This is a genomic window from Kitasatospora sp. NPDC049285 (genome assembly GCF_040678815.1).
Classification (GTDB): domain Bacteria; phylum Actinomycetota; class Actinomycetes; order Streptomycetales; family Streptomycetaceae; genus Kitasatospora.
In genome coordinates this window covers 1-26,433 of record NZ_JBFAQR010000012.1, presented here as the reverse complement: position 1 = coordinate 26,433, position 26,433 = coordinate 1, and the positions used below count along the sequence as shown (strand labels likewise).

Below are 26,433 nucleotides of genomic sequence, written 5' to 3'. Positions count from 1 at the left end.
GGAGGGAGGCTAGAGCTCGGCGAGCGCCTTCTCCCGCGGCGCCGGGACGGCCGCCTCGGTGTGGTCCAGGTTCGGCAGCCAGGCCAGCCAGCGCGGCAGGTACCAGTTCCGCTCGCCGAGCAGCGACATCGCGGCGGGCAGCAGCACGGCCCGGATCACGGTGGCGTCGATCAGCACCGCCACCGCGAGGCCGACGCCCATCTGCTTCATCGACTGCATGGAGAGGGTGCCGAAGACCCCGAACACCCCGACCATGATCACGGCGGCGCTGGTGACGGTGCCGGCGGTGGTGCGGATGCCGTGCGCGACGGCGGTGCGGGTGGGCAGGCCGCGGTCGTGGGCCTCCTTGATCCGGGAGACCACGAAGACGTGGTAGTCCATCGAGAGGCCGAAGAGGATCACGAAGAGGAAGAGCGGCACCCAGCTCTCCACCGCGCCGACCCCGGCGGTGCCGAACAGCGAGGCGGCGACGCCGTGCTGGAAGACCAGCGAGAGCACGCCGTACGCGGCGCCGACCGAGAGCAGGTTGAGCAGCACCGCGGTGACGGCGATGCCGAGCGAGCGGAAGGAGGCCAGCATCAGCATGAAGGCGAAGGCGACCACGAAGGCGAAGACCGGGATCATCGAGTCGGACATCTGCCGGTTGAAGTCGACCGACCCCGCGGTGTTTCCCGTGACCGGGGCCTCGGTGCCGGGCACTTTGCCGACCGTGGCGGGGACCACCTCGGTGCGCAGGGTCTTCAGCGCCTCGGCGGAGACCGCGTCGTTTCCGGTGCCGTAGAGCGGGATGTCGACGGTGGCGACGTTCTGCGCGGCGTGCACCTGGAGGTTGGTGGGGCCGTGCATCTTTCCGGTGGCCAGGGCGCGGGACTGCAGTTCGGCGAGGGCCCTGGTCATCTCGGGGGAGGTGATGTCCCGGGCCTTGACCACCACGGTGGCGGGGGCGGGGCTGCCGGGGAAGGCGGCCTCGATCCGGGCCGAGGTGGCGACCAGCGCGTTGCCCTCGGGGAGCTGCTGCTGGATGGTCAGGTTGGCGGTGTGCATGGTCAGGGTCGGCGCGGCGAGGCCGAGCAGCAGGCCGCCGGCGATCACCGCGGCGGCCAGCGGGCGGCGCAGCACCGGCGTGAGCACCGCGTTCCACACCCGGCCGCCCTGCTGGGCGTCGGCCCGGCGCAGCCGGTTCAGGAACGGGACCTTGCCCTTCTCCACCCGGTCGCCGAGCAGCGAGAGCAGGGCGGGCAGCACGGTGAGCGAGCCGAGCACCGCGGTGATCACCACGATGATGGTGGCGAAGGACATCGCCTGGAAGTCGGCGATGCCGGTGAGGAACATGCCGGCCATCGCGACCACCACGGTGACGCCGGAGACCAGCACGGCCCGGCCGCTGGTGGCGGCGGCGATCCGCAGCGCGGTGGCCGCGTCGTGCCCGGCGGCCCGCTCCTCGCGCTCGCGGCGCAGGTAGAAGAGGCAGTAGTCGACGCCGACGGCGAGGCCGACCAGCAGCATCACGGAGCTGGCGTCGTTGCTGGTGTGCAGCATCCCGGAGGAGAGCGCGACCAGGCCGGAGGCGGCGACGAAGGCGGTGATCGCCAGCAGCACCGGGAGCACCGCGGCGACCAGCGCGCCGAAGGCGACCAGCAGGATGCCGAGGGCGAGCGGCACGGCCGTCCACTCGGCCCGGGCGAAGTCGTTCTTGAACTGGTCGTCGAACCACTTGCCGGCGCTCGCCTCGCCGAACTCCTCGATGGTGAAGTCGCGGTGCGCGCCCTGGACCCCGGCGACCGCGTCCACCACCACGGGGACGTTGGCCACCGCGGCCTCCCGGTCGGCGCCGGAGACGGTGAACTGGAGCAGGGCGGAGTGCCGGTCGGCGGAGATCGCCCTGGTGTCGTAGGGGCTGCGCAGGTCGGCGGTGCGGCCGGTGCCCTGGACGGCGGCGGCGACCTGGTCGACGGCGGCGCGGAAGGACGGGTCGTCGGCGGTGAGCGTGCGGCTCTGCACCAGCACGGTCTCGCCCGCCGGGGACTTCAGGCCCGCGTCGTCGAGGATCCGGGCGGCCTGCGCCACCTGGCCGGGCATCGCCTCGGCGTCGGTGACCTTGGTGGAGCCGTGCATCCCGCCGAGGTAGGCGGCGAGGACGACGAAGAGCAGCCAGCCGAAGACCGCGGTCTTCCGATGGCGGGCGCTCCAGGCGCCCATGGTGGCGGCGAGTCCTAGCTTCACGGTGGTGGATCCCCCAGGATGCGGACGGGCTTCGGGCCGCCCGGGTCGGTTGCGGTGGCTGCCGCGGCGCTGCTCGGGCGGCACAACAGACGCTATTGACCGCCGATCTGACGGACCATCCGGCTGGTTCCCCACTTTTCCCTGGTCCTGGCATCAGGGAGTGTGCTGGGGTTATCCCTACCCCCGGCCTCCTCCCCCCTCCTCCTTGAGGTCAGCCCGGCGTCCACCCTGAGGCGGACGAATCTCCACCCGGAGCACGAGGTGGGAGGGGCCTGGCGCGGGTGAGGATGGTGGGGGGCGGCGATACGGCCGCCCCTAGGGGGCGACACGCGGGAAACCCACTTGCCGGGCGGCAGGTAAGGGCCCGTAGGATGCTCCTACGTCCTTACCTGCCGACCGGCTAGAGCGCGCTGCGCTCGCGGCCCGGTCCTGCCGTTGCCCGGTCCCCGTCCCCCGGCGGCGGTGAACCATGCCCAGGAGGCATTTCGAGCATGTTCCACCGAATCGGACAATTCGTCGTCAAGCGCGCGTGGTGGGTGATCGCGGCCTGGGTGGTCGGCATGATCGCCGTCGCGGCCACCGCCCCGACCATCAACGCCCAGACCGACGAGGCATCGTTCCTGCCGAAGCACTACGAGTCGATCCAGGCCGCCTCGGTGCAGGAGAAGGCCTTCCCGAGCAGCTTCACGCCGTCCGCGTACGCGCTGTTCGAGCGCAACGACGGCGGTGCGCTGAACGAGAAGGACAAGGGCGACATCGCCAAGATCGTCCAGGGCCTCACCGACAAGAAGATCGACGCGGTCGAGAAGGTCGTTCCGGTCAGTGACCAGAGCACCTCCAAGGACGGCAAGTACGCGCTGTCCATGATCGCCATCGACAAGGCCAAGCAGCAGGACTCCAAGGCCTACGGCGACGTCGCCAAGGCGCTGCGCGAGGACGGCAAGTCCCTGGCGCAGGGCACCGACGTCAAGTTCCAGCTCGGCGGCCCCGCCGCCCAGTCGCTGGACCAGCAGGACGCCTCCGGCTCGGCCGACGCCGTGATCGGCCTGGCCACCGTGCTGCTGGTGGCGATCATCGTCGGCATCATCTTCCGCAGCGTGCTGGCCGGCGTGCTCCCGCTGGTGGTCTCGCTGGTGTTCGCGATGCCCGCCGCCAACGGCCTGATCGCCTACGCCACCAAGGCGTTCAACCTGGACAGCACCCCGGTGCTGTCGGCGATCCTGATCGTGGTCGTGCTCGGCGTCGGCACCGACTACTTCCTCTTCCTCGCCTTCCGCTACCGCGAGCGGCTGCGGGCCGGCGACGACCGCAAGGAGGCCGTGGTCAACGCGGTCGGCCGGGTCGGCGAGGCGATCGCCTCCGCGGCCGGCGCGGTCACCATCGCCTTCGCGGCGCTGATCCTCTCCAGCCTCGGCATGTTCAAGGCGCTCGGCCCGGCGCTGGCCATCGCGGTCGTGGTCACCGCCCTCGCCGCGCTCACCCTGGCCCCGGCGCTGCTCGCCGTCATCCCGGCCCGCGCCGTGTTCTGGCCCGGCAAGAAGTGGAAGAACGAGCCGAACAACGCCCGGTTCGCCGCCCTCGGCCGGGTGGTCGAGAAGCGTCCCGGCTTGGTGGCGCTCGCCTCCGGCGCGGTCCTGGTCGCCCTGTCGGCCGGTGCGCTGAACTACAACGGCATCTTCGACCTGGCGGGCAGCTCCATGCCCAAGACCGCGGAGTCCATGGTCGTCCAGGACAAGCTGGCCAACGGCTTCTCGGCCGGCGCCGCCGACCCGAGCCACGTCTACCTGACCAGCACCGCCGGCACCAAGCTCGACCCGAGCGCCTTCGAGTCGTACGCCGGCAAGCTCGGCCAGGTCCCGGGTGTCGCCCAGGCCTCGGCCAAGCCGCAGGTCAGCGAGGACGGCACCACGGCCGACTTCACCGTCATGCTGAAGGACAAGCCCGACAGCAACGCGGCGATCGACTCCGTCACCGAGCTCCGCAACGTGGCGCACAGCGAGGCCCCGGCCGGTACCGAGGCCAAGGTCGGCGGGCTCAGCGCCATCTACAAGGACATCAACCTGGCGATGACCCACGACTACACGCTGGTCTTCCCGGTCGCGGGTCTGCTGATCCTGCTCGTCCTCGGCCTGCAGCTGCGCAGCGTGGTCGCGCCCTGGTACCTGATGGCCTCGGTCGGCCTCGGCTACACCGCCACCCTGGGAGCGGCGACCCTGCTCTTCCAGAGCGTCAAGGGCGAGAGCGGCATGATGTTCATGCTGCCGATCCTGATCTACCTGTTCGTGGTCGCGATCGGCACCGACTACAACATCCTGATCATCGCCCGCCTGCGCGAGGAGGCCCGCGAGGGCCGCAACCCCCGCGAGGCGGCCCGCGAGGCGCTGCGCCACGGCGGCCCGACCGTCGCAGCGGCCGGCTTCATCCTGGCGGCGTCCTTCGCCACCTTCATGCTGGCGGGCAACGTCTTCATGCTGGAGTTCGGCTTCGGGATGGCCTTCGGCATCGCGCTGGCGGCCTTCGTGATGGCGATGTTCTTCACCCCGTCGCTGACCGCGCTGATCGGCAAGGCCGCCTGGTGGCCGGGCCACGGCGCGATGCCCGAGCCGCACGCCGACCCGCTGGCCAAGCGGGAGCCGGAGACGGCCGGCCGGGTCTGACCCGGTGACCCCGACAGGGGGCATGCGGCCCGACCGGGCCGCATGCCCCCTGTCGCGCCCGGCGAAACACGGTGTGACCAGCGGAACTTTTCCCGCCGTTGACGGGCCCGGCCGTGCTATTGTCGAAGCAGTTGCAGTATTGGTTCCCATGAACGTATGTGTGCGCCTGCTGGTTCCAACCAACAGGCGCATTTGTTTTGTCCGGTGTTTTGTCTCCGGATGGGGATCGCGGCTACGTGGGGCTCACGAGGTGTGGGTCCCAATGCCCCAGTGAAAGTGGAGACGGTTATGGCTACCGGCACCGTGAAGTGGTTCAACAGCGAAAAGGGCTACGGCTTCATCGAGCAGGACGGCGGCGGCGCCGACGTCTTCGCGCACTACTCGAACATCCAGTCCACCGGCTTCCGTGAGCTCGTCGAGGGCCAGAAGGTCGAGTTCGACGTCACGCAGGGCCAGAAGGGCCCGCAGGCCGAGAACATCCGCGTCATCTGAGTCCGGCTCCACGCCGACCTCACACGTCGCAGGCGAGGGCCCGTACCTCTGGGTGCGGGCCCTCGCCCATGTCGCCCACCGGCCGGGGCGGCGCACTCCCTCCTCTTCCCGACGGCCGACCCACCCCGCCGCCCTCGTCGCGGCGGCTGACGGCCCCTCAGGAACCGGAGCAGCATGACCGAGCAGTCCCGCCCCCGTAGCACCGACACCACCCGCCGACCCCGCCGGCCGCGGCGCACCGCGCAGGCGCCGACGCCCGCGCCCGCCGCCGACTTCACCCCGGTCCAGGGCACCCCGTCCCGGCCGCCGGCCGCCAGCTTCGCCGCGCTGGAGCTGCCCGCCGGGCTGCTGGCCGCGCTGACCAAGCAGGGCGTCACCGAGCCGTTCCCGATCCAGGCCGCCACCCTGCCGGACGCACTGGCCGGCCGGGACGTGCTCGGCCGGGGCCGCACCGGCTCGGGCAAGACCCTCGCCTTCGGCCTGCCGCTGCTGGTGCGCACCGCCGGCAAGCGCGCCTCCGCCCGCCGGCCGCTGGCCCTGGTGCTGGTGCCGACCCGCGAGCTGGCCCAGCAGGTCACCGAGGCGCTCGCCCCGTTCGCCGAGGTGCTCGGCCTGCGGATCACCACCGTGGTCGGCGGCATGTCGATCACCCGGCAGGCCAACCAGGTGCGCCGCGGCACCGAGGTGCTGGTCGCCACCCCCGGTCGGCTCGACGACCTGATCCAGCGCGGCGACGCGTTCCTGGACGACGTGGCGATCACCGTCCTCGACGAGGCCGACCAGATGGCCGACATGGGTTTCCTGCCGCAGGTCAGCAAGCTGCTGGAGCAGGTCGCCGAGGGCGGGCAGCGGATGCTGTTCTCCGCCACCCTGGACCGCAACGTGGACCGGCTGGTCAACCGCTTCCTCAGCGACCCGGTCACCCATTCGGTGGACCCGTCCGCCGGTGCGGTGACCACCATGGACCACCACCTGCTCCAGCTGGAGCCGACCGACAAGGCCGAGGCCACCGCCCGGATCGCCGCCCGCGAGGGCCGGGTGATCATGTTCGTGCACACCAAGCACGGTGCGGACCGGCTCGCCAAGCAGCTGCGCGCCCACGGCGTGGTCGCCGCCGCGCTGCACGGCGGCAAGTCGCAGCCGCAGCGCAACCGGGTGCTCGACCAGTTCCGCGACGGTCAGGTCACCGCGCTGGTCGCCACCAACGTCGCGGCCCGCGGCATCCACATCGACGGCCTCGACCTGGTCGTCAACGTGGACCCGCCGATCGACCACAAGGACTACCTGCACCGCGGCGGCCGTACCGCGCGGGCCGGCGAGTCCGGCACCGTCGTCACGCTGGTGCTGCCCGAGCAGCGCCGCGAGGTCAACCGGCTGATGACCATCGCCGGCATCCGGCCCACCATCACCAAGATCCGCCCCGCCGACGCCGAGCTGAAGCGGATCACCGGCGCCCGCACCCCCACCGGCGTCCCGGTCGTGCTCCCGGCCTCGGCCGCGGTGCAGGTCGAGGCGGCCGCGGCGACCGCCGTGAAGGCGGGCGACGGGCGGCGAGCGGACGGGCGTCGCGGCGAGGGCGCGCCCAAGCACGAGGGCGAGGCGCGGCGGCGTCCGGCGAAGCGCGGCGGCCTGCCCAAGGACGTCGACATGAGCGGCAACCCGCGCCGTCCGCGCCCCAAGCAGCGTCCCGGTGGCGCCGCGGGCGGCGGCTCCGGCCAGATGGCCGCGGGCTTCATCGGCAAGTCCGCGGGCCGCGCCAAGCCGGGCTCCGGCACCAAGAGCGGCTCCAACTACGGCACGGGCCGCCAGCGCCGCAAGAGCGACTGACGCACCGTCGAACCACGAAGGCCGGCCCCCGGAACGTACGGGGGCCGGCCTTCGGCGTTGGTGAGGGCTGCGGTCGGGGCGGGGCGACGCGGGCCGCCGGTGGGCGCCTCCCGGGTCAGGTGCGGGCGGGCTGCAGGGCGCGGACGGCGGTGACCAGGGGGGCCAGTTCGGGGCGCTGCTCGGCGGCGTCGAGGGCCTCGCGCAGGGCGCGGTCGTTGGTGGGGCGGGCCGCTTCGAGGAGGGTGAGGCCGTCGGGGGTGACGTTGGTGTAGATGCCGCGGCGGTCGGTGGGGCAGAGGTAGCGGGCGAGCAGGCCGCGGTCCTCCAGGCGGGTGACCAGGCGGGTGGTGGCGCTCTGGCTGAGGACCACCGCGTCGGCGAGCTGGTTCATCCGGAAGTGGCCGCCGTCGCCGTCGTGCTGCTCGGAGAGCACGTCGAGGACGGAGAACTCGCGGACGCTCAGCTCGTGCCCGGCCTGCAGGGCGCGCTCCACGTGCGCCTCGATCCGGCCGTGCAGCGCGGACAGCGCGCCCCAGCCGTGCGCCAGGCCTGGGTCCGGTCGGGTCATGGGCCGCGCTCCCTTCGGGTGTCGTGGCCCCCAGTTTAGTCCAAGGGCGCAAATGCCCGCGCGTGCAACTATCTGCCGCCTGGTGGGCCGGTGGCCGCATAGGGTGGCGGGATGGAGCAGCAGGCGCGGCTGGACGCGCAGGAGGCGGCGCTGGACGCGCTGCTCGCCGCGGTGGGGGCCGAGTTCGAGCCGGTCGAGGACGCGCGGGTGGCCAGGCTCGACGAGCGCGCGCCCGGGTATGCCCAGTACCACCGGATCGGCCACAAGCGGCAGGCCGCCTACCGGCTGCTGGCCGCCGACCGGGCGGCCACCGACCGGCACTACCCGGCGGTGCTGGACGCGCTGCTCGCCGACGACGACCCCAGCTCGCCGCGCTGGCTGGCCCAGGTGCTGCTCGCCGCGGGCGGGCGCGGGCGGCTGCAGCAGGCGCTGGTGGAGGCCGTGGAGCGCGGCGGGCCGTACCGGCAGGCCTGCGCGGTGGGCGCCTGGCGGTGGGCGGACGCCCCGTACGGGGAACTCGGGGAGCGTTTCCTGGCGGCCCGCCGGGAGGCGGCCGGGCGGTGCGCGGACCCGTGGGCGCGGGAGCGGCTGGCCGGCTGAGCCGGGCGGCGGCCGTTCGCGTGCGGGCTGCGTCGACGAACCGATCGGCGGATTCCCGCAGTGGGTGGGGGCGCGGGCTTCTCTTTACCGACTCGCGCCCCGTTCATGGGGATTGATATGCCGTCAGGCCGGGCGGGACGGCGGTCAGTGGCCGGGCGGGCGCCGGCGGCGGGTGTTCAGGCGGCGGCGGACGTCGTCGTGCGGGAGGAAGCCGGCCCAGCGCTCGGGGTACTCGGACGGGGGTGGGAGGTCGTCGTCCTCGTCGAACAGTTCCTCGTCGTGGCCTTCGGCGAGGCCGAACTGGCGGGCCCGGTCCGCGCGTTCGACGGCGCGGCGGGCGGCGGCCTCGCGGCCGCGCTGGACGGCGGCGTCCTCGTTGAGGCGCTCGGTCTCGGCGCGGGCGTCGGCGGTCTCCACGGTGGGCCAGCGGCGGTCTATCGCGGCGTTCATGGCGGCGCCGATCAGCACCGCCAGCGCCACCACGAAGATCCACAGCAGGACGGCGACCGGGGCGGCCAGCGAGCCGTAGACGGAGTGGCCCTCGACGGAGCTGACCAGGTACACCCGCAGCGCGACGCTGCAGACCACCAGGACCAGCAGGGCGACCAGCGCGCCGGGGATGTCCTCGCGCCAGGGCGTGCTGACCGGGACGGCCAGGTGGTAGAGCGTGGTGAGGAAGACGATCAGCAGCACGATGGCGACCGGCCAGTACAGTGCGCTGACCACCGCGCCGGAGCCCCGTACCGCGCCGACCACCAGGCCGGGCCCGGCGACCAGCAGCGGCAGCACCAGGGAGCCGATCACCAGCGCGCCCAGGTAGAGGCCGAGCGACATCAGCCGGGTCTTCACCAGTCCGCGCTTGCCGTCCAGGCCGTACATCACGGTGATGGTGTCGATGAAGATGTACAGCGCCCGTGAGCCCGACCACAGCGAGAGCAGGAAGCCCAGCGAGATCAGGTCGGGCCGGCCGGCGTCGAAGACGCTGGTGAGCAGCGGCTGGACGGTCTGGTCGATCGACGAGGGTGAGAGCACCGTCCCAGCTGCTGAGACGATGTCCGCCTTGAGCTTCTCGATGGTGCCGGCGCCGAGGATGTCGTCGAGGTAGCCGAGGGTGCCGGCCAGGCAGAGCAGCAGCGGCGGGATCGACAGCAGGGTGAAGAAGGCCGCCTCGGCGGCGAGTCCGGTGACCCGGTACTCGACGCAGGTGTTGGTGGTGTCCTTCAGCAGCGCCCACAGGGTGCGGTACCAGGTGGTGCGCTTCACGGCGCGCCGCCGTCCGCGGCGCCGGCGGGCCGGGCGGTCGCCGGCCGGGACGGTGCTGCCCGGGGGGTGCGGGGTACTGCCTGCTGCTTGCACGCCCCTACGGTATCGGCCCGCGCCCCACGGCCGGTGGAGCGCCCCCGGCCCCCGCCCGGGCGGGGGCCGGGCCTGCGGGCGCCCGGCGCTCTGGCCGGATCTGACGCCCCGACAGGACCGCCGGACCGCGGGTTTGCAGCGGTGTCCCAGTATCCGAAACGCACACGTCCACAATGCGGACGTTAGTGGACCGGGAGTAGCTCCCCGTGCGAATCTCTTGCCATGTCTAGCGCCGGAACCACCCTGGTTGGTCGACTCCACGTCGACCTCCTTCGCGTGTCCAGCGCCATCTGTCCGGTGACCTGAGCCCCACCCGCGTCGCAGCACCGCACCCGGCGCACCCTACGCCCATCCCCGCCGTAGCGGATGCGCGGACGCCTCCCGGCCCAGCGTCACCTCTCCTGCCGCCTGTGCAACACCGCAGGTCGGAGCGGCACGCGTCCGGGGCGCCACCACCCTCGCACCTGCCTAGCCGCTCGAAGGACTGACATCATGGCCCGCACTCCCGAACCGGTCGACGCTCCGGCCGGCGCCGCCCAGGCGCCCCGCCCCGCCGCCCGCAAGGTCACCCGCCACCGCGGTGAGGGCCAGTGGGGCATGGGCCACTTCACGCCGCTGAACGCCAACGAGCAGTTCAAGAAGGACGACGACGGTCTCAATGTGCGGACACGCATTGAGACGATCTACGCGCACCGGGGCTTCGACTCGATCGACCCGGCCGACCTGCGGGGCCGGATGCGCTGGTGGGGTCTGTACACCCAGCGCAAGGAGGGGATCGACGGCGGCAAGACCGCGGTCCTCGAACCGCACGAGCTGGACGCCGAGTTCTTCATGCTGCGGGTGCGGATCGACGGCGGCCGCCTGACGGTGGCCCAGCTGAAGGCGATCGGCGAGGTCTCCGAGGAGTACGCGCGCGGCACCGCGGACCTGACGGACCGGCAGAACGTCCAGTACCACTGGATCCGGATCGAGGACGTCCCGGCGATCTGGCAGAAGCTGGAGGCCGTCGGCCTGTCCACCACCGAGGCCTGCGGCGACACCCCGCGCGTCATCCTCGGCTCCCCGGTGGCCGGCATCGCCGAGGACGAGATCATCGACGGCACGCCCGCCATCGAGGAGATCCAGCGCCGCTTCATCGGCAACAAGGAGTTCTCCAACCTGCCGCGCAAGTTCAAGTCGGCGGTCTCCGGCTCGCCGCTGCTGGACGTGGCGCACGAGATCAACGACGTCGCCTTCGTCGGCGTGAACCACCCGGAGCACGGCCCCGGCTTCGACCTCTGGGTCGGCGGCGGCCTGTCCACCAACCCCAAGCTGGGCGTGCGCCTGGGCGCCTGGGTCCCGCTGGACGAGGTCGCGGACGTCTACGGCGGCGTGATCGGGATCTTCCGCGACTACGGCTACCGCCGCCTGCGCAACCGCGCCCGGTTGAAGTTCCTGGTCGCCGACTGGGGGACCGAGAAGTTCCGCCAGGTGCTGGAGGACGAGTACCTCAAGTACAAGCTGGTCGACGGCCCGGCGCCCGAGCAGCCCACCGGCCAGTGGCGCGACCACGTCGGCGTGCACCGGCAGAAGGACGGCAGGTTCTACGTCGGCTTCGCGCCGCGGGTCGGCCGGGTCTCCGGCAAGGTCCTCGGCCAGATCGCCGAACTCGCCGCCGCCCACGGCTCGGACCGCCTGCGCACCACCGCCGAGCAGAAGATGCTGGTCCTCGACATCGCCGAGGAGCAGGTCGAGTCGCTGGTGGCCGGCCTGGAGGCGCTCGACCTGCGGGTCACCCCCTCGCCGTTCCGCCGCGGCACGATGGCCTGCACCGGCATCGAGTACTGCAAGCTGGCGATCGTCGAGACCAAGCAGCGCGGCCGCACCCTGATCGACGAACTGGAGCGCCGCCTGCCGGAGTTCGAGGAGCCGCTGACCATCAACATCAACGGCTGCCCGAACGCCTGCGCCCGCATCCAGGTCGCCGACATCGGCCTCAAGGGCCAGCTGGTCACCGACGAGCAGGGCAACCAGGTCGAGGGCTACCAGGTCCACCTGGGCGGCGCGCTCGGCCTGGAGGCCGGCTTCGGCCGCAAGGTCCGCGGCCTGAAGGTCACCTCGGAGGGCCTGCCCGACTACGTCGAGCGGCTGCTGACCCGCTACCAGGCCGACCGCCACGACGGCGAGCGCTTCGCCCAGTGGGCGGCCCGGGCCAGTGAGGAGCAGCTGTCGTGAGTGAGCGCGCGGCCCCGTTCTTCTGCCCGTACTGCGGAGACGAGGACCTCTTCCCCAACGAGAGCGGCCACGGCGCCTGGGAATGCCGCGGCTGCCGCCGGGCCTTCCAGCTGAAGTTCCTCGGCCTGCTGTCACCGACCAACGGGGGTACCGGACATGACGACCGCGACTGACTACGAGGCGCTCGCGCTGAAGGCCGGGCAGGAGCTGGAGGAGGCCACCGCGCAGGAGATCCTGCGGTGGGCGGCCGACACCTTCGGCAAGCGGTTCTGCGTCACCTCCTCGATGGAGGACGCGGTCGTCGCCCACCTGGCCTCCACCGCGCTGCCCGGCGTGGACGTGGTCTTCCTGGACACCGGCTACCACTTCGCGGAGACCATCGGCACCCGTGACGCGGTCGCCGCGACCATGCCGGTCAACGTGATCACGCTGACCCCGAAGCTCACCGTGGCCGAGCAGGACGCCCAGTACGGGCCCCACCTGCACGACCGCGACCCCGACCTGTGCTGCTCGCTGCGCAAGGTCGAACCGCTGAACCGGGGCCTCGGCGCGTACGACGCCTGGGCGACCGGGCTGCGCCGCGACGAGTCGCCGTCCCGCGCCAACACCCCGGTGGTGGCCTGGGACGCCAAGCGCCGCAAGGTGAAGCTCGCCCCGATCGCCCGCTGGACCCAGGACGACGTGGACGCGTACGTGCAGGCCAACGGCGTGCTGCTCAACCCGCTGCTGTGGGAGGGCTACACCTCGATCGGCTGCTCGCCGCTTTCGTGCACCGCCAAGCCCGGCGAGGGCGAGGCGGGCCGGGCCGGCCGCTGGGCCGGGTCCGGCAAGACCGAGTGCGGCATCCACCTCTGACCCGCGCCCCCCGTTGATCAACCGTCACCGACCGTCAGGAGTAACCACCGTGACCACCGCCGACACTCTGGCCGCGGGCCGCGAGCGCGGCGCCACCGTGTGGCTGACCGGGCTGCCCAGTGCGGGCAAGACCACCCTCGCCTTCGCGCTGGCCGAGCGGCTGCGCGCGGACGGCCACAAGGTCGAGGTGCTGGACGGTGACGAGATCCGCGAGTTCCTCTCCAAGGGCCTCGGGTTCAGCCGCGAGGACCGCCACACCAACGTCACCCGGATCGGCTTCGTCGCCGAGAAGCTCGCCGCCAACGGTGTGAAGGTGCTCGCCCCGGTGATCGCCCCGTTCGCCGACTCCCGCGCCGCGGTCCGCGAGCGGCACGCCTCGAACGGCACCGAGTTCCTGGAGATCCACGTCGCCACCCCGGTCGAGCTGTGCTCGGAGCGGGACGTGAAGGGCCTGTACGCCAAGCAGGCGGCCGGCGAGATCTCCGGCCTGACCGGGGTCGACGACCCGTACGAGGCTCCGGAGGACCCGGAGCTGCGGATCCAGACACAGGGCCGGTCGGTGGCCGAGTCCGCCACCGAGCTGCACGCCTTCCTGACCGAGAGGGGCCTGGCATGACCGTCGCGACGCAGAGCCTGATCCACACCGGGGAGAGCCCGTTCGCGCTGTCGCACCTGGACGCGCTCGAGGCCGAGTCGGTGCACATCTTCCGCGAGGTGGCGGGCGAGTTCGAGCGGCCGGTGATCCTGTTCTCCGGCGGCAAGGACTCCATCGTCATGCTGCACCTCGCGCTGAAGGCCTTCGCCCCCGCGCCGGTGCCGTTCGCCCTGCTGCACGTGGACACCGGCCACAACTTCCCCGAGGTGCTGGCGTACCGCGACCGCACGGTGGCCGAGCACGGCCTGCGGCTGCACGTCGCCTCGGTGCAGGACTTCATCGACCGCGGCGTGCTGCGCGAGCGCCCCGACGGCACCCGCAACCCGCTGCAGACCGTCCCGCTGCTGGACGCCATCGAGTCCAACAAGTTCGACGCGGTGTTCGGCGGCGGCCGCCGCGACGAGGAGAAGGCCCGCGCCAAGGAGCGCGTCTTCTCGCTGCGCGACGAGTTCGGCGCCTGGGACCCGCGCCGCCAGCGCCCCGAGCTGTGGTCGCTGTACAACGGCCGGCACGCGGTCGGCGAGCACGTCCGGGTCTTCCCGCTCTCCAACTGGACCGAGCTGGACGTCTGGCAGTACATCGAGCGGGAGGGCATCGAGCTCCCGGAGATCTACTACGCGCACGAGCGCGACGTCTTCAAGCGCGACGGCATGTGGCTGACCGCCGGCGAGTGGGGCGGCCCGAAGGAGTCGGAGACCGTGGAGCGCCGCCTGGTGCGCTACCGCACCGTCGGCGACATGTCCTGCACCGGTGCGGTCGACTCCGACGCCGACACCATCGACGCCGTGATCACCGAGATCGCCGCCAGCCGCCTCACCGAACGAGGGGCGACGCGCGCCGACGACAAGATGTCCGAGGCCGCGATGGAAGACCGCAAGCGCGAGGGGTACTTCTAACCATGAGCACCATCCAGGAAGCCACCGCCACCTCGCTGTTGCGCTTCGCCACCGCCGGCAGCGTCGACGACGGCAAGTCCACCCTGGTGGGCCGCCTGCTGCACGACTCCAAGTCGGTGCTGACCGACCAGCTGGAGGCCGTCGAGCACGCCTCCCGCCGCCGCGGCCAGGACGCACCCGACCTGGCGCTGCTCACCGACGGCCTGCGCGCCGAGCGCGAGCAGGGCATCACCATCGACGTGGCCTACCGCTACTTCGCCACCGCCCGGCGCCGGTTCATCCTCGCCGACACCCCCGGCCACGTGCAGTACACCCGCAACATGGTGACCGGCGCGTCCACCGCCGAACTCGCCGTGGTGCTGGTCGACGCCCGCAACGGCGTGGTCGAGCAGACCCGTCGGCACGCCGCGGTCGCCGCGCTGCTGCGCGTCCCGCACGTCGTCCTCGCGGTCAACAAGATGGACCTGGTCGACTACGCGGAGCCGGTGTTCGCCGCCATCGCCGAGGAGTTCACCGCCTACGCCGCCTCGCTCGGCGTCAAGGACGTGGTGGCGGTGCCGATCTCGGCGCTCGCCGGGGACAACGTGGTCGAGCCGTCCGCGCACATGGACTGGTACGGCGGCCCGACGCTGCTGGAGCACTTGGAGACCGTCCCGGTCGGCTCCGACCCGAGCCTCGAGCCGGCCCGCTTCCCGGTGCAGTACGTGATCCGTCCCCAGAGTGAGGAGCACCACGACTACCGCGGCTACGCCGGCCAGTTGGCCTCCGGTGTGCTGCGGGTCGGCGACGCGGTCACGGTGCTGCCCTCGGGCCACACCACCACCGTCGCGGCGATCGACGCGCTCGGCGTGGCGACCGACCTGGCGTGGGCCCCGCAGTCGGTGACGGTCCGGCTGGCGGACGACATCGACATCTCGCGCGGCGACCTGATCGCGGCCGGCGCGGTGCCCGTCCCCACCAAGGACATCGAGGCGACCGTCTGCCACCTGAACGAGCGTCCGCTGCACGTCGGCGCGAAGGTGCTGCTCAAGCACACCACCCGCACCGTGCGCGCGCTGGTCAAGGAGATCAGCTACCGGATCGACATCGACAGCCTCGAACGGCGTTCCGGCGCCGAGGGGTTGAACGTCAACGACATCGGCCACGTGGTGCTGCGCACCGCCGAGCCGCTGGCCCTCGACGACTACACCGACAACCGCCGGACCGGCTCGTTCATCCTGATCGACCCGGCCGACGGCAGCACCCTCACCGCCGGCATGGCGGGCGAGGCCTTCGACAACGTCAGCACCATCGACGCTCCCGACGCTCCGACAGAGGAGGACTGGGTCTGATGCCCAGCGAGGCGTTCTCGGGCATGGACAAGGAAGGCGGCCGCATCGGCAGCGGCGTCCTCGGCAGCGGCCAGGGCGGCCTGACGCGATGTGGGGGCGGACAGGGGCACTGATCCCCTGTCACCGAGCCCGTCCCGGCCGTGCCTTCCCACAGCAGGCACGGCGGGCGGCCCGGCCCGATGTCAGGCACACCTTCCTTCTCTCACGAACGGGACACCTCATGGCACCGAGCGCCCAGCCCTCCCATACCCCGATCCGTCCGAACGCCGGCCGGATCAGACGGGCCGCCGTCGCGGCCGTCGCCCTGGTCGCCACCACCGGCCTGCTGACCGCCTGCTCCTACGGCTCCAAGAGCACGGACAAGGCGTCCGCCGCCCCGGCGGCCTCGGGCGCCAAGCTCTCCGCGGACACCGTGAAGATCGGCTACTTCGCCAACCTCACCCACGGCACCGCGCTGGTCGGCCTCAAGCAGGGCCTCTTCCAGAAGGAGCTCGGCGGCACCCAGATCAAGACCCAGGTCTTCAACGCCGGCCCGGCCGAGATCGAGGCGCTGAACGCCGGCTCGATCGACATTGGCTGGATCGGCCCCTCGCCGGCCATCAACGGCTACACCCAGTCCGGCGGCAAGTCCCTGAAGATCATCGGCGGTTCGGCCTCCGGCGGCGTCAAGCTGGTGGTCAACCCCGACAAGATCAAGACGGTGGACGACCTCAAGGGCAAGAAGATCGCCACCCCGCAGCTCGGCAACACCCAGGACGTGGCGCTGCTCAACTACCTCGCGGGCAAGGGCTGGAAGGTCGACGCGCAGTCCGGCGCGGGCGACGTCAGCGTGGTCCGCAGCGACAACAAGGTCACCCCCGACGCCTACAAGTCCGGCTCCATCGACGGCGCCTGGGTCCCCGAGCCGACCGCCTCCAAGCTGGTCACCCTCGGCGCCAAGGTGCTGCTCAACGAGAAGGACATCTGGCCCGACAAGAAGTTCGTGATCACCAACATCATCGTCTCGCAGAAGTTCCTCACGGAGCACCCGGACGTGGTGGAGGCCGTGCTGCGCGGCTCGGTGAACACCAACGCCTGGATCAAGGCCAACCCGGACCAGGCCAAGGCCGCCGCCAACGACCAGATCAAGGCCGACGCCGGCAACGCGCTGGACGCCGCGATCCTCGACCCGGCGTGGCAGGACATCGACTTCATCGACGACCCGCTGGCTAACACCCTGCAGGCCGAGGCAGACCACGCGGTCACCGCGGGCCTGCTGAAGAAGCCCAACCTGGCCGGGATCTACGACCTGGCCCCGCTCAACAAGGTGCTCAAGGAGAAGGGGCAGAGCGCCGTCGCCGACGCCGGCCTCGGCGCCAAGTAGCCGGCTCCCCCCACCGCCCCGCGGTCCGCGCCCCGTGCCCGCCCACCCGATGCCCAGTCACCGGGCGGGCGCGGGGCCGGACCCCGGATCCCCGCCCGGATCCAGCCCTTGCCCGGAACCCACCCGCAGGAGGTGCCCGTGACCACGGCACTGACCACGTCGCCCGACGCCCCCGGCGTCGGCCGCGCGGACGGCGAGTACGCCGTCCGCCTCTCGCACGTGCACAAGACCTTCGGCCGCCCGGGCAGCTCCGCCCCGGTGCTGGAGGACATCAACCTGACCGTCGCGCCCGGCGAGTTCACCACCCTGCTCGGCGCCTCCGGCTGCGGCAAGTCCACCCTGCTCAACCTGGTCGCCGGCCTCGACCAGCCGACCTCCGGCACCATCGAGGTCCCCGGCGGCCGCCCCGCCCTGATGTTCCAGGACCACGCGCTGTTCCCGTGGCTCACCGCCGGCAAGAACATCGAACTGGCGCTGCGCCTGGCGGGCGTCGGCAAGGCCGAGCGGGAGACCGAGGCCGAGCGGCTGCTGGAGCTGGTCCGGCTCGGCGGCTCCTACAAGAAGCGCGTCCACGAGCTGTCCGGCGGCATGCGCCAGCGCGTCGCCCTGGCCCGCTCGCTCGCCCAGGGCTCCAACGTGCTGCTGATGGACGAGCCGTTCGCCGCGCTCGACGCCATCACCCGCGACGTGCTGCACGACGAGATCACCCGGATCTGGGCCGAGCGCAAGCTCACCGTCCTGTTCGTCACCCACAACGTCCGCGAGGCCGTCCGCCTCGCCCAGCGGGTCGTCCTGCTCTCCTCCCGGCCCGGCCGGATCGCCCGCGAGTGGCGGATCGACCTGCCGCAGCCGCGGCGCATCGAGTCCGCCGGGGTCGCGGACCTGTCCGTCGAGATCACCGAAGAACTGCGTGGGGAGATCCGCCGCCATGTCCAGCACTGACACCGCCGCCCGCGTCCAGGACCAGCCCGTCGACTCCGCCAGCGTCGAGGCCGGGCTCGACGCGCTGGAGACCGTCCACGCCCAGCGCACCCCGGCGTCGGTGATCCTGCGTCAGAAGGTGCTGCCGCCCGTCCTCGGCATCGTGCTGGTGCTCGCCCTGTGGCAGCTCGCCTACAGCCTGGAGCTGACCACCCCCGACAAGCTGCCCAGCCCCGCCGACGTCTGGCACTCGCTCACCGACCTCTGGTACGCCGGAACGCTGTTCTCCATCATCTGGACCAGCGTCTGGCGCGGCCTGTCCGGCTTCGCGCTCGCGGTCGTGATCGGCACCCCGATCGGCCTGCTGGTCTCCCAGGTCAAGCCGGTCCGCGCGGCCGTCGGCCCGGTGCTGTCCGGCCTGCAGGCGCTGCCCTCGGTCGCCTGGGTGCCCGCCGGCGTCATCTGGCTCGGCATCAACAACTCCGCGATGTACGCCGTCATCCTGCTCGGCGCCGTCCCCTCGATCGCCAACGGCCTGATCGCCGGCGTCGACCAGGTCCCCCCGCTGTTCCTGCGGGCCGGCAAGACCCTCGGCGCCACCGGACTGCGCGGCGCCCGCCACATCCTGCTGCCCGCCGCCCTCCCCGGCTACCTGGCCGGCCTCAAGCAGGGCTGGGCCTTCTCCTGGCGCTCCCTGATGGCCGCCGAACTCATCGCCGCCTCGCCCGACCTGGGCGTCGGCCTCGGCCGCTACCTGGAGAACCAGCGCGAGTTCTCCGACATGTCCGGCGTCCTGCTCGGCATCATCCTGATCCTCTTCGTCGGCGTCGCCATCGACCTGCTGGTGTTCTCCCCGATCGAACGCCGCGTGCTGCGCAGCCGCGGACTGCTCGTCACCTCCCGGTAGCCCACCATGACGCTCCATCAGCTCCGCTCCGCGTCCGCGCCCCGTCCGGGGCGCGGCGCGGCCGCACTGCTCCTGCTCGCCCACGGCTCGCGCGACCCGCGCCACGCCGCCACCGTCGACGCCCTGGCCGCCGCCGTCCGCGCGCTGCGCCCGGAACTCCCGGTCACCACCGCCTACCTGGACCACTGCGCGCCCCGGATCGCGCAGGTCGCCCCGCGGCTCACCGACGCGATCGCCGTTCCGCTGCTGCTCGGCCGAGCCTTCCACGCCAAGCACGACATCCCCGCCGCGCTGCGCGCCGCCGGGTCCGCCGTCCCGGTCGCGAACGTCCTCGGACCGTCCCCGCTGCTGCTGGACGCGCTCGACCGCCGCCTCGCCGAGACCGGCCTGGACGTCGCCGACCCCGCGGTGCGGGCCCGCACCGGCGTCGTGCTCGCCGCGGCCGGCTCCTCCGACGCGGGCGCCAACGCCGCGACCCGCGCGGTCGCCGCCGAGTGGCGCCGCACCCGCGGCTGGGCCGCCGTGGAGACCGCGTACGCCTCCGCCACCGCCCCCACGGTCGCCGACGCGCTGGCCGCCCTGCGGGCCGTCCCGGCCGTCACCGCCACCGCCGTCGCGCCCTACCTGCTCGCCCCCGGGCTGCTCCCCGACCGGATCGCCGCCGCCGCCCGGGCCGCGGGCGCCGACCACCTCGCGCCCGTCCTCGGCCCGGCGCCGGAGCTGGCCCGTCTGCTGCTCACCCGCTACGACCAGGCCCGCACCGCGGCGACCGCCACCCGTACGGCGGACGCGGTCGCCTGACGCAGCGTCAGCCGCCCGGTCGGGGGAGCGGTGCCGCTACCGGGTGGCCCTGCCTCAGAACAGGGCCTGGCCGCTCTCGTGCGCGAGCAGCCAGCGCTTGGCGTCGATGCCCGCGGCGAACCCGGTGAGGGCGCCGCTCGCGCCCATCACCCGGTGGCAGGGGCGGACGATCAGCAGCGGGTTGGCGCCGACCGCGCCGCCGACGGCGCGCACCGCGCGGGGCGACTGCCCGGCGGCGTCGGCGAGTTGGCCGTAGGTGACGGTGCTGCCGTAGGGGATGTCGTCGAGCGCCTCCCAGACCTGCTGCCGGAACGGGGTGCCGACCGGGGCGAGGGGGAGGTCGAAGGCGGTGCGCTCGCCCGCGAAGTAGGCGGTGAGCTGTTCGACGGCGGGCGCGAGGGCGTCGGCGTCGGGCCGCCAGTCGTCGGCGGGGGTGTCGAGGGCGCCCTTCTGGCGGGGCGCGGTGACCGCGGTCAGCGCGAAACCGTGCTCCTCGTCGAGGGTTCCGCTGAGCAGCAGCGTGCCGAGCGGGCTGTCCATGGTGGTGAAGACGGTGGTCATACCGGTTCCTTGCACATCTCGCGGGTGGTCCGGGTCGGTGGGGCGGGTCGGTCGGCCGAGGCGGCGGACCACAGGTGGTGGAGGGCGTACGAGCGCCAGGGCGCCCAGGCGGCGCCGAGCGCTGCGGCGGTGCGCGGGTCGCCCGGCTCGCCGAGGCGGCGCAGGCCGTCCCGGACGCCGATGTCGGTGGGCAGGAAGACGTCGGGGTCGGCGAGGGCGCGCATCCGCAGGTAGCCGACGGTCCACGGGCCGATGCCGGGCAGTGCGAGCAGTTCGGCGGCGGCCTCCTCGCGGTCGGCCCCGGCGTCGAGGCGGACGGCGCCGTCGGCGAGTGCGGCGCACAGGCCGAGCAGGGCGCGGCGGCGGGCCTGCGGCATGGCGAGGTGCTCGGGGTCGGCGGCGGCGAGCGCGGCGGAGCCGGGGAAGAGCAGCCGCAGGCCGCCGTCGGCGGCGGGCAGCACGGCGCCGTAGGTCTCGGCGAGCCGGGCGGCCAGGGTGCGGGCGGCGGCGACGGTGATCTGCTGGCCGAGGACGGCGCGGACGGCCAGTTCGTGCGGGTCGACGTGGCCGGGGGAGCGCAGCCCGGGGCGGGCCGCGACCAGCGGGGCGAGCAGCGGGTCGGCGGCGAGCCGGCCGTCGACCGCGTCCGGGTCGGCGTCCAGGTCGAACAGGGCGCGCAGCCGGTGCACGGCGGTGGTGAGGTCGCGCAGGTCGGTGAGGGTGAGCCGGCAGTCCAGCCAGCCGCGGGTCGGGCCGTCGCCGGGGGCGAGTCCGTCCACCTCGGCGATGCCGTGGCCGTACGGGAGGGTGAGGGTGCGGCGGTAGGTGCGCACGCCGGGGCGGTCGGCGGGGACGACCTCCTCGACGCCGGGCACGGCGCGCAGGGCGAGGAAGTCCAGCAGGTGGGCGGTGTCGATCGCGCCGCGGTAGGCGAGGCGCAGGCTGAGCGTGCCGGCCGGCGCGGGGACGCGGCGGTGGCCGCCGCGTTCGACGCGCAGCGTGCTGGGGGTGCGGTCGTAGACCTCGCGGATGGTGTCGTTGAACTGCCGGACGGAGGCGAAGCCGGCGGCGAACGCCACGTCGGTGACCGGGAGTTCGGTGGTCTGCAGGAGGAGGCGGGCGGTCTGGGCGCGCTGGGCGCGGGCGAGGGCGAGCGGGCCGGCGCCGACCTCGGCGGTGAGCTGCCGCTGGAGCTGGCGGGCGCTGTAGCCGAGGCGGGTGGCGAGCCCGGCGACGCCCTCGCGGTCGACCACGCCGTCGCCGATCAGCCGCATGGCGCGGCCGACCAGGTCGGCGCGGTGGTTCCACTCGGGCGAACCGGGCACCGAGTCGGGGCGGCAGCGGCGGCAGGCGCGGTAGCCGGCGCCCTGGGCGGCGGCCGCGGTCGGGTAGAAGGTGCAGTTGGTGCGCTTGGGGGTCATCGCCGGACAGCTCGGACGGCAGTAGATGCCGGTGGTGCGGACGGCCGTGAAGAACACCCCGTCGAAGCGGGCGTCCCGGCTGTCCACCGCGCGGTACCTGGTCTCGTCGTCGATCACGTCATCCAGTCTGCGACATCCCGGCGGCGGCGACTGGCGGGAATCGGACATCGCCGTGGCCGGTGCTCCCGCAGTAGTGGCCGCGGGTCGCCGCAGGTGGCGGGGCGGGCGCCGCTGCCTGGGGCTGGCGGCGCCCGGTGCCTTCCGCGGTCAGGGCCGGGTGAGCGTCCGCGCGGACTTGGTGACGATCTTCCAGTGGCGGGCCCGCTCGGCGCGCAGCCGGGCGTCGGTGCGGGAGGCGATCCAGTCGTTCTCGCGCTGGAGCTTGAGGTAGCTCTCCCAGCGGCGCTCGGGCAGCTCGCCGTCCTCGAGGGCGGCGCGGACGGCGCAGCCCGGCTCGGTGCGGTGGCCGCAGTCGTCGAAGCGGCACTGCTCGGCGAGGGCGTCGATCTCGGCGAAGGCCTGGTTGATGCCCTCGCCGCCGAACAGGCCGACGCCGCGCAGCCCCGGGGTGTCGATGACCACGCCGCCGTCGGGCAGCGGGATCAGCTCGCGGGTGGTGGTGGTGTGCCGGCCCTTCTCGTCGACCGCGCGGGTCTGCTGGACCGTCATCACCTCCGCCCCGGCGAGCGCGTTGGTGAGCGTGGACTTGCCCGCGCCGGACTGGCCGATCAGCGCGCAGGTCCCGGTGGCACAGGCGCGCAGCTCGTCGACGCCCTGGCCGGCCTCGGCGCTGACCACCAGGACGGTGACTCCGGGCGCGACCGCCTCCACATCCGCCCGGACGAACTCCGCGTCGTTGACCAAGTCTGCCTTGGTGAGGACGATCAGCGGTTCGGCCCCGGACTCCCAGGCGAGCGCGAGGAAGCGCTCGACCCGGCCGAGATCGGGCTCCGCGGCGAGCGAGACGGCGATCAGCACGGTGTCGACGTTGGCGGCCAGCACCTGGCCTTCGGAACGTTTGTTGGCGCCCTTGCGGACGACCGCGGTGGTGCGTGGCAGCACCGCCGAGATCGCGGGTACGGGCTGGGCGGACGGGTCGACGGCGACCCAGTCGCCGGTGCACGGCCCGTCCGTCCGGTCGGCGGCGCCGACCGGCGGGGACTCCGCGCGGACGGTGCGCAGCCCGCCGGTGTCGGGATCGGCGAGCAGCACCTCGCAGCGTCCGCGATCGACGCGGGAGATGCGGCCCGGGAGCAGGCCCGCCTCGGCGAGGGGGGCGAACTCTACGGCCCGCTCCGCCGTCCAGCCGAGGCCGGAGAGCGGGTGGGCAGCGGAAGACAGGGAGAACAACGGGGGTGACCCTTCGAGGAGGTTTCCCCGGCCGGCGCCGTGGGGCGCGGTGGCGGCGTCAGCGTGTCGGTGACGCCTGGGTGAGGTCGGCCGGGAGGCGGTGGGAGGTGGATTCGACGGACTTCCGGACGCGGGCAGCAGCCTGCGCAAGCTCGGCAGTCATGGCCCTCACCTCCTGTTCTCGGCACACGCCTCGTACGCCCCGCCGCGGGGCGCCTCGATCGGCGGACGCCACGCTAGCCCCGTGCGTCCCGCCGCGCCACCGAATTAACCCGCCGCCGCGGCGGCACCCAACCCCGGTGCCCCGCACGGCTTCTGACGGTGCGTCCGGACGCAAGGTTTCCGCAAGGCGGCGCAAGGGTTCTCCAGCCGTTCCGCCACCACGGGCGGACATCCACCCGGCAACGGCGGTGCACGGTGCCCGTCGTCCGGCGGGAGGCCGGGAAGGGGGGAACGCGTCGTGTCTTGGGCGACTCTGCCCGACTGCAAGCGGGTCCTGGTGGTGGTGCACACGGTGGTGTACGGGAACCGGCTGCGGGAGATCTACGAACTGCTCGGGTCGGACCTGCGGGTCCAGGTGGTGTTCACGGTCGCGCCGCACGCCTTCAACGGCGGGGTGGCGGCGCTGCTGCTCGCGGTCGGCGGCACCGTGGTGCCCTGGGAGGAGGCGGTGCGCACGGAGTTCGACCTGGTCCTGGCGGCCGGGTCGCAGGGCGTCGAACAGCTGCGCGGCCCGCTGGTGCGGCTGCCGCACGGGGCGGGCCACCTCAAGCTGGCCCGCCGCCACACGCCGGTGGCCTCGGTCTCCGGCGCGCCGGACGAGCTGGGCAGTCGCGCGGCCGGACCGGACGGGCAGCGCCCCGTCTCCGGCCTCGGCCGCGACTACCTGCTGTGGCAGGGCCGGCCGAACGCCGCGGCGTACGCCTTCGCGCACCGCGACGACCTGGCGGAGCTGGCCCGGGCCTGCCCGGAGGCGCTGCCGCTGGCGGAGGTGGTCGGCGACGGCGACCACGACCGGATCACCGCCGAACTGCCCCGTCGCGCCGAGTTCCGCGCGGCCTTCGGCCTCGGGCCCGAGGAGCGGCTGGTGCTGATCTCCTCGACCTGGGGGCCGCTGTCGGTCTTCGGCCGGCTGGACGCGCTGCTGCCCCGGCTGGTCCGCGAGCTGCCGGCCGGCCAGTACCGCACGGCCCTGCTGGTGCACCCCAACGTCAGTGCGGGGCACGGCGGTTGGCAGGTCCGCCGGTGGGTGGAGGGGATCTCCGGCGGGGCCGTCTCGCTGGTCACCCCGGAGGCCGACTGGCGTCCGCTGCTGATCGCCGCCGACTACGTGATCGGCGACCACGGCTCGGTCACGCTGTACGCCGCCCTCACCGAGGCGCGGATCCTGCTCGCCCGGTTCCCGCACCGCGACGTCAACCCCCGCTCGCCGGGCGTCCAACTGGCCCGCACCGCGCCGGCCCTCCACCCGGCGCACCCGCTGGCCGCCCAACTCGGCTACGCCGACCAGCGCTACGACCGCGCGGCGTACGCCGCGATCGGCCGGCGGATCTCCTCCGAACCGGGCCGGTTCCGGCAGAAGATCCGCCGACTCCTCTACCGCGTCCTCGACCTCGGCGAACCCGCCCACACCCCCGAACCCGCACCGCTCGCCCTGCCCGCCCCGCTGACCGGCGGCGAACGATGGCACTGACCGTCACCGTCCGCCTGCCCGGCAGCGCCCACCCCGACCACCACCTTGCCGCCTGGCTCGGCGAGGACCGCCGGATCCTGCACTGCGCCGACGTCCTGTACGGCGAGGGCGACGAGCACCTGCTGCGCGACCTGCTCCGGCGGTGCCCCGGCTGCGCGGTGGTCGCTCTGCACGGCCCCGACGGGGTGCTGCGGATCGGCACCCGCCACCGGCCGGCGATCCGCCGCTACCGCCTGCTGACCGGCCACGCCCGCACCGCGGCGGCACTGGCCGGCGCACTCGCCCACGCCCGGCTGACCACCGGAACCTAGCCGGTCGACGGCGGCCGGAGGTCAGCCCACCCCTCCGGCCGCCCGTCCGTCGCCCTGTCACTCGCCCGGCGCGCCTGGGTGCGCTCGCCCGCTGCCACGTGCTCGAGGCGGTCGGCCAGCCGGGCGGTGTCGGGTGCGCCGAGCTCGCGGTACCGCGCGAGCGACTCGGCGAAGCGCTCCCGGGCGAGGTCGAAGTCGACTTCCGCCAGGGCGAGTTCGCCGAGCCACTCGACGGTGCGGGCGGCCCAGTGCGTGGAGCCCGCGGCACTGAACTCGGCCAGCGCGGTGGTCAGTTCGCGTTCGGCCCGGCGGTGGTGGCCGGTCGCGGTGTGGGCCCGGCCCAGCATGGCCCGGGCGCGGGCGAGTTCGTGCAGGTCGGGCGTCTGCGCCAACGCGGTGACGGCGTCGGTGAACTGGCGCACCGCCTCGGCGAGGTCGCGGGCGTCCACCGCGACCTCGCCGAGCGCGACGTGTGCCAGGCCCACGCCGCGCCGGTAGCCGATCGCCGCGCGCAGGCCCAGCACCTGCTCGAACTGCGCCCGGGCCGCGTCGAGTTCACCGGCCAGCCGGTGGGCCTTGCCGATGCCGCTGCGGGCCTGCGCCTCGGTGCGGGAGTCGCCGTCGGCCAGGGCGAGTTCCAGTGCCTGCCGGTACCAGTCGGCCGCCTCGGCGGGGCGTCCGGCGCTGCGCAGGCCGTAGCCGCCGGAGGTGAGCATCCGCTTCTCGGCCTCCCGGTCGCCGGCCCGCCGGGCCGCCTGCAGGCCCAGTGCGTGGGCCTCCACCTGGAGCCGGTGCAGGCGCAGGCGGTTGAACAGCGGCCACATCGCGTCGGTCAACTGCCAGACCAGGCCGTCCTGCTGGTCGCGCGCGGCGGCGCGGAGCACCGCGGTGAGCTGGGCCCGGTGCCGGTCGAGCCAGTCGACGGCGGCCGCACTGTCGGCGAACTCCGTTACGTGCCAAGGTGGTTGTCGGTAGTCGCGGGCGAGCGTGCGGTGGCCGGGGTGGATCGCCGCCTCGGCGGCGGTGGCGGCGGCCAGGTGGTGCTCGCCGACCCGGCGGACGGCCGCCCGACCGTCCGCCGCGCTCTCCCCGGTGCGGCCGAGTTCGCCCGCGTGCAGCCGGATCAGGTCGTGGAACCGGTGACGCTCGCCGTCCAGCTCCTCCAGCAGGTGCTCCGCGGCGAGCGCGTCGAGCAGCCGGTCGGCCTCCGGCAGCGGCAGCTCCGCGGCGGCGCCCGCCACCGCGGAGCTGAACTCGGCCACGGGCAGCAGCCCGAGCAGCCGGTACAGCCGGGCGGCGTCCGGCGCGAGCACCGCGTACGAGGCGTCCAGCGCGGCCTCGACGGCGGTGGCGGCGTCGCCGTCCAGCCGCAGCGCGGCCAGCCGGTCCGCCTCGCGGCGCAGCGCCTCCGCAGTGGCGGACAGCGGGTGG

Annotated in this window: 23 protein-coding genes and 1 pseudogene; 17 read left to right on the top strand and 7 right to left on the bottom strand. The window is 73.5% G+C overall.

Annotation, left to right across the window (positions count from 1 at the left end; genetic code table 11):
• Positions 1-9: 9 nt before the first annotated feature.
• Complete coding sequence (locus AB0K51_RS11050; protein ID WP_363453129.1) at positions 10-2,199, bottom strand: MMPL family transporter; 2,190 nt, start codon at positions 2,197-2,199, stop codon at positions 10-12.
• 515 nt (positions 2,200-2,714) lie between these two features.
• On the opposite strand from AB0K51_RS11050, the gene AB0K51_RS11045 reads away from it, so the two are divergent.
• The 3 genes from AB0K51_RS11045 (at position 2,715) to AB0K51_RS11035 (ending at position 7,199) form a co-directional block, all read left to right on the top strand.
• Entirely contained in the window at positions 2,715-4,880 is a 2,166-nt protein-coding gene (locus AB0K51_RS11045; RefSeq protein WP_363452951.1) for an MMPL family transporter, read from the top strand.
• A gap of 288 nt (positions 4,881-5,168) precedes the next feature.
• Positions 5,169-5,372 (top strand): cold-shock protein, encoded by a 204-nt coding sequence (locus AB0K51_RS11040; RefSeq protein WP_363452949.1) that lies wholly within the window; start codon positions 5,169-5,171, stop codon positions 5,370-5,372.
• 174 nt (positions 5,373-5,546) lie between these two features.
• Positions 5,547-7,199, top strand: coding sequence for a DEAD/DEAH box helicase (locus AB0K51_RS11035; RefSeq protein ID WP_363452947.1), 1,653 nt, complete (start codon positions 5,547-5,549; stop codon positions 7,197-7,199).
• Positions 7,200-7,314: 115 nt separating this feature from the next.
• Here the strand turns inward: AB0K51_RS11035 and AB0K51_RS11030 are convergent, their stop codons facing one another.
• On the bottom strand, positions 7,315-7,767 hold the full coding sequence (locus AB0K51_RS11030; protein WP_363452945.1) for a MarR family transcriptional regulator: 453 nt from the start codon (positions 7,765-7,767) through the stop codon (positions 7,315-7,317).
• Positions 7,768-7,878: 111 nt separating this feature from the next.
• Here AB0K51_RS11030 and AB0K51_RS11025 point away from each other — a divergent pair, with 111 nt between their 5' ends.
• Positions 7,879-8,367: a hypothetical protein gene (locus AB0K51_RS11025; protein WP_363452943.1), complete on the top strand. Its 489-nt coding sequence runs from the start codon at positions 7,879-7,881 to the stop codon at positions 8,365-8,367.
• 144 nt (positions 8,368-8,511) lie between these two features.
• Here the strand turns inward: AB0K51_RS11025 and AB0K51_RS11020 are convergent, their stop codons facing one another.
• Positions 8,512-9,723, bottom strand: coding sequence for a YihY/virulence factor BrkB family protein (locus tag AB0K51_RS11020; protein WP_363452941.1), 1,212 nt, complete (start codon positions 9,721-9,723; stop codon positions 8,512-8,514).
• 222 nt (positions 9,724-9,945) lie between these two features.
• Here AB0K51_RS11020 and AB0K51_RS11015 point away from each other — a divergent pair, with 222 nt between their 5' ends.
• From AB0K51_RS11015 to AB0K51_RS10965, 11 genes are all read left to right on the top strand, one after another.
• Positions 9,946-10,029, top strand: coding sequence for a putative leader peptide (locus AB0K51_RS11015; RefSeq protein ID WP_318264789.1), 84 nt, complete (start codon positions 9,946-9,948; stop codon positions 10,027-10,029).
• A 186-nt stretch (positions 10,030-10,215) separates the two neighbouring features.
• Positions 10,216-11,937: a nitrite/sulfite reductase gene (locus AB0K51_RS11010; RefSeq protein ID WP_363452939.1), complete on the top strand. Its 1,722-nt coding sequence runs from the start codon at positions 10,216-10,218 to the stop codon at positions 11,935-11,937.
• A complete protein-coding gene (locus tag AB0K51_RS11005) occupies positions 11,934-12,110 on the top strand; it encodes a hypothetical protein (RefSeq protein ID WP_363452937.1) in 177 nt (58 codons plus the stop codon). The genes AB0K51_RS11010 and AB0K51_RS11005 overlap by 4 nt, the downstream gene beginning before the upstream one ends.
• Positions 12,094-12,792, top strand: coding sequence for a phosphoadenylyl-sulfate reductase (locus AB0K51_RS11000; RefSeq protein WP_363452935.1), 699 nt, complete (start codon positions 12,094-12,096; stop codon positions 12,790-12,792). Before AB0K51_RS11005 ends, AB0K51_RS11000 begins: the two co-directional genes overlap by 17 nt.
• A 49-nt stretch (positions 12,793-12,841) precedes the next feature.
• A complete protein-coding gene (gene cysC / locus AB0K51_RS10995) occupies positions 12,842-13,408 on the top strand; it encodes an adenylyl-sulfate kinase (RefSeq protein ID WP_363452933.1) in 567 nt (188 codons plus the stop codon).
• Positions 13,405-14,343, top strand: coding sequence for a sulfate adenylyltransferase subunit CysD (cysD, locus tag AB0K51_RS10990; RefSeq protein WP_363452931.1), 939 nt, complete (start codon positions 13,405-13,407; stop codon positions 14,341-14,343). Before cysC ends, cysD begins: the two co-directional genes overlap by 4 nt.
• Before the next feature lie 2 nt (positions 14,344-14,345).
• The gene (locus tag AB0K51_RS10985; protein ID WP_363452929.1) at positions 14,346-15,674 is read left to right on the top strand and encodes a GTP-binding protein; all 1,329 of its coding nucleotides are present in this window, start codon (positions 14,346-14,348) and stop codon (positions 15,672-15,674) included.
• Positions 15,675-15,894: 220 nt separating this feature from the next.
• Complete coding sequence (locus AB0K51_RS10980) at positions 15,895-17,037, top strand: aliphatic sulfonate ABC transporter substrate-binding protein (RefSeq protein ID WP_363452927.1); 1,143 nt, start codon at positions 15,895-15,897, stop codon at positions 17,035-17,037.
• 138 nt (positions 17,038-17,175) lie between these two features.
• Positions 17,176-17,979: an ABC transporter ATP-binding protein gene (locus tag AB0K51_RS10975; RefSeq protein WP_363452925.1), complete on the top strand. Its 804-nt coding sequence runs from the start codon at positions 17,176-17,178 to the stop codon at positions 17,977-17,979.
• Entirely contained in the window at positions 17,966-18,865 is a 900-nt protein-coding gene (locus AB0K51_RS10970) for an ABC transporter permease (RefSeq protein WP_363452923.1), read from the top strand. The genes AB0K51_RS10975 and AB0K51_RS10970 overlap by 14 nt, the downstream gene beginning before the upstream one ends.
• 6 nt (positions 18,866-18,871) lie before the next feature.
• Positions 18,872-19,666, top strand: a complete 795-nt coding sequence (locus AB0K51_RS10965) for a CbiX/SirB N-terminal domain-containing protein (protein ID WP_363452921.1) — start codon at positions 18,872-18,874, stop codon at positions 19,664-19,666.
• 54 nt (positions 19,667-19,720) lie between these two features.
• Here the strand turns inward: AB0K51_RS10965 and AB0K51_RS10960 are convergent, their stop codons facing one another.
• The 3 genes from AB0K51_RS10960 to rsgA form a co-directional block, all read right to left on the bottom strand.
• Positions 19,721-20,227 carry a methylated-DNA--[protein]-cysteine S-methyltransferase gene (locus AB0K51_RS10960; RefSeq protein WP_363452919.1) on the bottom strand — a complete coding sequence of 169 codons (507 nt, stop codon included), beginning with the start codon at positions 20,225-20,227 and terminating at the stop codon, positions 19,721-19,723.
• A complete protein-coding gene (locus AB0K51_RS10955) occupies positions 20,224-21,816 on the bottom strand; it encodes an AlkA N-terminal domain-containing protein (protein ID WP_363452917.1) in 1,593 nt (530 codons plus the stop codon). Before AB0K51_RS10955 ends, AB0K51_RS10960 begins: the two co-directional genes overlap by 4 nt.
• A 99-nt stretch (positions 21,817-21,915) precedes the next feature.
• The gene (gene rsgA, locus AB0K51_RS10950; RefSeq protein ID WP_363453127.1) at positions 21,916-22,989 is read right to left on the bottom strand and encodes a ribosome small subunit-dependent GTPase A; all 1,074 of its coding nucleotides are present in this window, start codon (positions 22,987-22,989) and stop codon (positions 21,916-21,918) included.
• Between the two features lie 469 nt (positions 22,990-23,458).
• Between rsgA and AB0K51_RS10945 the strand changes: the two genes are divergently transcribed.
• Together AB0K51_RS10945 and AB0K51_RS10940 are read left to right on the top strand one after the other, a co-directional pair.
• Positions 23,459-24,691: a hypothetical protein gene (locus tag AB0K51_RS10945; RefSeq protein WP_363452915.1), complete on the top strand. Its 1,233-nt coding sequence runs from the start codon at positions 23,459-23,461 to the stop codon at positions 24,689-24,691.
• Positions 24,682-25,002 carry a hypothetical protein gene (locus AB0K51_RS10940; protein WP_363452913.1) on the top strand — a complete coding sequence of 107 codons (321 nt, stop codon included), beginning with the start codon at positions 24,682-24,684 and terminating at the stop codon, positions 25,000-25,002. Before AB0K51_RS10945 ends, AB0K51_RS10940 begins: the two co-directional genes overlap by 10 nt.
• On the opposite strand, the pseudogene AB0K51_RS10935 reads toward AB0K51_RS10940, so the two are convergent.
• Positions 24,999-26,433: pseudogene (locus tag AB0K51_RS10935) on the bottom strand (hypothetical protein); the annotation flags it as partial. The gene AB0K51_RS10940 and the pseudogene AB0K51_RS10935 sit on opposite strands and share 4 nt — an antisense overlap.